This is a genomic window from Natrinema soli (genome assembly GCF_028618695.1).
Window position 1 is genome coordinate 1 of sequence record NZ_JAQIVI010000158.1, and the last position, 5,184, is coordinate 5,184.

6 protein-coding genes are annotated in these 5,184 nt (G+C 64.9%); 3 read left to right on the plus strand and 3 right to left on the minus strand.

Translation table 11 applies throughout. The features are described 5' to 3' along the window. Nucleotides 1–364 precede the first annotated feature (364 nt). Complete coding sequence (locus tag PGX04_RS11365) at nucleotides 365–853, minus strand: 50S ribosomal protein L11 (RefSeq protein ID WP_226040770.1); 489 nt, start codon at nucleotides 851–853, stop codon at nucleotides 365–367. 159 nt (nucleotides 854–1,012) lie between these two features. On the opposite strand from PGX04_RS11365, the gene PGX04_RS11370 reads away from it, so the two are divergent. Then, nucleotides 1,013–1,435, plus strand: a complete 423-nt coding sequence (locus tag PGX04_RS11370) for an SRPBCC family protein (protein WP_273738612.1) — start codon at nucleotides 1,013–1,015, stop codon at nucleotides 1,433–1,435. A gap of 576 nt (nucleotides 1,436–2,011) precedes the next feature. Here PGX04_RS11370 and PGX04_RS11375 read toward each other — a convergent pair. Then, nucleotides 2,012–2,641 (minus strand): flavin reductase family protein, encoded by a 630-nt coding sequence (locus tag PGX04_RS11375; RefSeq protein ID WP_273738613.1) that lies wholly within the window; start codon nucleotides 2,639–2,641, stop codon nucleotides 2,012–2,014. A gap of 132 nt (nucleotides 2,642–2,773) precedes the next feature. Between PGX04_RS11375 and PGX04_RS11380 the strand changes: the two genes are divergently transcribed. Continuing rightward, nucleotides 2,774–3,127, plus strand: coding sequence for a winged helix-turn-helix transcriptional regulator (locus PGX04_RS11380; protein ID WP_273738614.1), 354 nt, complete (start codon nucleotides 2,774–2,776; stop codon nucleotides 3,125–3,127). 44 nt (nucleotides 3,128–3,171) lie between these two features. On the opposite strand, the gene PGX04_RS11385 is transcribed toward PGX04_RS11380, so the two are convergent. After that, on the minus strand, nucleotides 3,172–4,626 hold the full coding sequence (locus PGX04_RS11385; protein ID WP_273738615.1) for a short-chain fatty acid transporter: 1,455 nt from the start codon (nucleotides 4,624–4,626) through the stop codon (nucleotides 3,172–3,174). Nucleotides 4,627–4,688: 62 nt separating this feature from the next. Here PGX04_RS11385 and PGX04_RS11390 point away from each other — a divergent pair. After that, a partial coding sequence (locus PGX04_RS11390; RefSeq protein ID WP_273738616.1) for an MFS transporter occupies nucleotides 4,689–5,184 on the plus strand: 496 nt, incomplete at its 3' end.

The following is a 5,184-nucleotide window of genomic DNA, read 5'->3' on the forward strand; positions in this document are numbered from 1 at the left end:
CGCACTCGGGCTCGGTGCGAGCATTCGCGTCCTGTTCGGCGGCGTCGGGACGGCGCGACCGGACGACCGAACCGTTCCGCCCGCGAACAAGATCTGACGTTCTCGCCCCCTGACGTGCTCGAGTCGGCCGCTAACCCGATCAGTACACGTCTCGAACACCGGTTCCTCGGCCGTCACTGGTCATCCACACGTCGCTGATTCGCTTCGTGACGACCGCACTCAGCACTCGAGATGCGACCGGCTCGGACGTCACTACTGACAGTCGCGAAAACGAAGACGCGATTTCCGTTCGTGGATTACGCTTCCGCGCCGTCCACGAGAACAACGAAGCGCTCACTCCGCTCGCGCTTCGAGCGCGTGCCGACTACGCTGCCGCTTCGTCGGCAAGCACGTCGTCGTACTCGCCGTTGTCGACGAGTTCCTTGAACTCGCGGGCGTCGTTGCCCTCGATAGTGACGCCCATCGACGCGCAGGTGCCGACGACTTCCTTCGCGGCGTTGATCGTGTCGTAGGCGAGCAGGTCGGGGTGTTTCTGCTCGGCGATCGTCTTGACCTGTTCGACGGAGAGGTCCGCGACGAAATCCTTCTGGGGCTCGCCGCTACCGGTCTCGAAACCGGCCTCGTCCTTGACGAGCGCCGCCGTCGGCGGGACGCCGACGTCGATCTCGAAGGAGCCGTCATCGTCGTAGTCGACGGTGACGGGGACTTCGGTGCCATCGAACGCTTCGGTCTGATCGTTGATTTCCTGTACGACGGCCTGCACGTCGACGGGGGTCGGTCCGAGCTCGGGACCGAGCGGCGGGCCAGGGTTGGCCTGACCGCCCGGAACGAGCACTTCGATGGTTCCAGCCATACCCGTCACAACCCGTGCGCGAGTTTTAAGGGTTGCTAATTCGGGTAGTCATCGCCTGTGAGCGACTGCCGTGCGACCGATCGACTGGATCCCGGCGATTCCGACGCGTTCGACACGTCGTGCCAACGCCCATGGTCGAGGACCGCGTAGCGACCCACCATGACTCGAGTCAGGACCACGCGAACGCCCGACGGCCGTCGCCTCGAGGTTTCGAACGTCATGCCCGTCCCTGCGACCGACGCCTGGGAGGTCCTCGTCGACACGATGCAGTGGCCGGAGTGGTCCCCGATCGTCCGCGGCATCGAGTCGACCGATCGTCGGGTTCGATCCGGAACGACCGGACGGGTCAGAGTACCCGGCGTCTGGGTCCCCTTCCGGATCACGGAGTGTACGGAGCGACGGTGGGCCTGGCGCGTGACCGGAATTCCGGCCGCCGGCCACCGCGTCGACGACCTCGGCGACGACCGCTGTCGGATCGCGTTCGAACTCCCGATCCACCACGCGGGATCAGCGCCGGTCAGTCTGCGAGCGCTCGAGAATATCGAAACGCTGCTCGAGGACGAAGCGGCGACCGTTCGATAGCGGGAAGCAGCGTCTCGCTCCAGACCGACCATTCGGCGTGCGGTGGCGCGCGCTGTCGGCCGGCTGAGCGTCGCGAGGCGCGAACACAGTGAGCGCCTCGGAAAGCGAGCGGTGACCGCAGGGAACCGTGAGCACAGCGAAGCCGGCTGACGACGTCGCGCGAGGTCTTTGCGAACAGAGTGAGGAAGTCGTTCGAGACGGCAAAGCCGTCTCGTGATGCGAAAAATATCCGATTTTTCAGCAACTCGTCAGAGCTTGCTCTGACGGTGGATGAGTGAGCGCCCTGCGGCGCGAACGTTAGCGCGGGACCTCCGGTCCCGCGAACCATACGAACGGTGCGCGGTTCGGAGCGACTGCCGGGAGCGAGAACCGCGAGGTGAACGGGGAACGAGGTGACCCGTGAACGGGCCTTCGGCCCGTGAGTAGCAATCGGCTGGGGAGGGCGTGGCGATTCCCTGTTGCCACGATTGCAGGTCACTTCATCTTACTCAGTCACTAGCAGAACCCATTGTTCCATTCACAACCTGTACGTCGCTGCTGTGCGCGAAGCGGTGGGTTCCCGATGACAGCCGACTGCTACGGCGGGCGCTCGAGCGAGAATCGATCGGCCGTTCGCGCGTAGCGACTCCCCGCGAGTCGGCCGACGGCGTCGATCTCCCCCACGTCGATCTTCCCGTCGGTGGTCACCGATTCCTCGAGGTGAACGTGGCGAACCTCGCCGAGGACGAGCGTCGAGCCGCCGACGTCGACGAGGTCGTGGAGGGTACACTCGAAGGCGACGTTCGAACCCGCGACGCGCGGTGGATCGACCGCCGTCGAGTCGGCCCGCTCGAGGTCGGCGTGATCGAACTCGCTCTCGCCGGCGGGCAGCGTGGCGCTGGTTTCGTTCATGGCCGCGGCGAGGTCCTCGGTCACGAGGTTGACCACGAACTCGCCGGTGTCGCGGGCGTTCCGTGGGGTATCCTTGAGTCCCTCGGCGCTGTCGACCGGTGCGAACAGCAAGACGGGCGGCTCGACCGATGCGACGGTAAAGAAGCTGTACGGCGCGAGGTTGTCGACGCCGTCCTCGCTCCGGGTGCTGACCCATGCAATGGGGCGCGGGACGACCGCACTCGAGAGGATTCGGTAGAGCGAACCGTCGTTTTCCTCGACGTCGATCTCGAGGGCCTCGGTTTCATGACCGGCGCTCGACTCGTCGTCCGTCATCACGGCCCCTCCGGCGATCGATCTCCAGTCGGCGTCATAGATGTACGCCCGCAATCTACTAACACGATGTTATCCGGTTCGGAACCGAACTACTAAAACGGTTCGCGACGTAGCCGTGACCAGATACCACCGATGTCATCTCCGCAAACGAAATCCCGCGAGAAACACGACGACGCCTGTCCCGTCATCGCTTCCCTCGAGCAGATCGGCTCCCAGTGGCGGCTGGCGGTGCTCCACGAACTCTTGGACGGCGAACAGCGCTTCAACGAACTCAAGCGCTCGACCGGGGCGAACGCGCGGACCCTCTCGCGCGTGCTCGACGACCTCGGTGAGATGGGCTTCGTCGAACGGCGTCTCGAGGAAGACGCCCCCGTCGCCACCTTCTACAGCCTCACCGACAAGGGCGAGTCCCTGGAGCCCGTGTTCGGCGAAATCGAGTGCTGGGCCGGGTCGTGGCTCGAGGACGGCCAACTCGAGGCGGAGTAAACGAGACCCGCTGGTTTCGAATCCTGATGGGGAGCCCGTTCCGGTCAGTACGGGAGCAGGAATAGGACGACCGCCAGGAACGGAATGAGCGCGAGCAACATCGTGACGGCGTACCCGAACATCTCTCGAGCGCGGATCTCCGTGATCGCGAGCAACGGCAGCGCCCAGAACGGATTCAACAGGTTGGTGTGAGCGTCTCCGACCGCGTACGCGATGGTCGCTTGCCCGACCGGGACGCCGACCTCCTGTGCGGCCTCGAGGACGGGCGGCCCGAGGACGATCCACTCGCCGCCGCCGGAGGGGACGAAGAGATTGACGATCGCAGCCGTGAGCCACGCGACGACCGGGAACGTCTCGGTCGTCGAAATCGCCAGTAGACCCTCGGCCATCGTTTCCGCCAGTCCCGAGCCGCTCATCATGCCCTGGATGCCCGCGAAGAACGGAAAGAGGAGGATGATCCCCGCGGCGGCGTCCGCAGCGTCGCCGAACCGATCGCGGTAGACCGCCGGTCGAGTGTAGATCGCGAGACCAGCGAAGAGAAACGCGAAGTTCAGGACGTTGAGATCGAGCGCGTCGAGCCCTCGGTTCGCGAACTCCCAGACGATCACCGCGACGCCGGTCAGCGCGATGACGCCGCCCAGCAGCCGACTGTTGTCGATTCGCTCGGCCGGGACCCGGCCGTCGCCCACGCCCTCGTCCGCGGCCGGTTCGGTTACGGACTCGTCCACCGCGGTATCGTCGGTACCACCGTCCGCGGCCGATTTGAACAGGTCGGCTTCGGGAACGTACTCGGTGATCTCCCTCGAGCGTTCCGGAGAGGGCGTCAAGAGGAACAGGACGAGTGCCGCGAAGATGATTGACAGCGCGGTGAGCGTGAGCGCGTACCCGCTGAAGACCGTCGCGGACGTGCCGACCGGCTCGTCGATGACGCCGAGTTCGATGAATTCGTTGCCCGCCGTCGCGAGCAAGAGGGGTGCCGAGCCGGATAACCCCCAGTGCCAGGTGAGCCCCAGTCCCATGTAGCCCGCCACGCAGAGCAACGGATAATGGACCGTGATCCCCTCCCGATAGGCGGCCTTCCCCATCTCTCGAGCGAAAATCGCGCCGACGACGAGACTGAGCCCCCAGTGGATCCAGGCCAGCCCCATCGACACGACACCGACGAGGACGACGGCCTGTCTGCTACTGTTCGGGATCGCTGCCAGCCGCCGGAGCGCGTCGTTGACTCGCGGGTGATACGCGATCACGAACCCGGTCATGATGATCAATACCATCTGCATCGCGAACGTGAGGAACGCCCAGAACCCGTCGTACCAGTGTTGGACCATCTCCGCCGGCCCCTGTCCTTCGACGATCATCCCGACCAGGAACACGACGTAAGTCAGAATGATCGCGAAGAGGAACGGGCTCGGCATCCATCGCTCGACGATGTCAGCGATTCGATTTCCGAGCCGTTCGACGACGTTCCCGGTCGTCGCTGTCCTCTCTGCAGACCCCATATGTGAACCGATCACAAATGCCGTGTTAAGCGTTATGTGCCGCGGCGGAAGAGTACGATCGAATGCGTCTAAACGGTGGCTCAGATCGGTCCGGCGATACCGCTGGTATAGTTGACGGAACGGAACCGAGGGCGGATCACCGCGTCTACCGCGGCTGGTACGTCGTCGCCGGCGGCTTCGTCGGTGCCTTCGTCGTCTTCGGCCTCTCTTATGCCTTCGGCGTCTTCCTCGGTCCGATGCAGCGGGATCTCGGGATTTCCCGATCCGCCGTCTCGTTCGTCTTCTCCCTGCAGACGGTCGTCATCTACCTCGCGGCAGCGATTCTGGGCGTACTCGCCGACCGGTTCGGTGTCCGGCGACTGCTGGCGTTCGGTGCGGTCATGCTCGCGATCGGTGGCATCTGGACGAGTCAGACGGAGTCGTATGCTGGGCTCTTGTTCGCCTACGGTGTCCTCACGGCGATCGGACTCGGCGTGATCTACGTGGTCTCTTACGCCACGGTCCCGCGCTGGTTCCAGCGCCGCCGCGGCCTCGCGACCGGCATCGCGACGGCCGGCC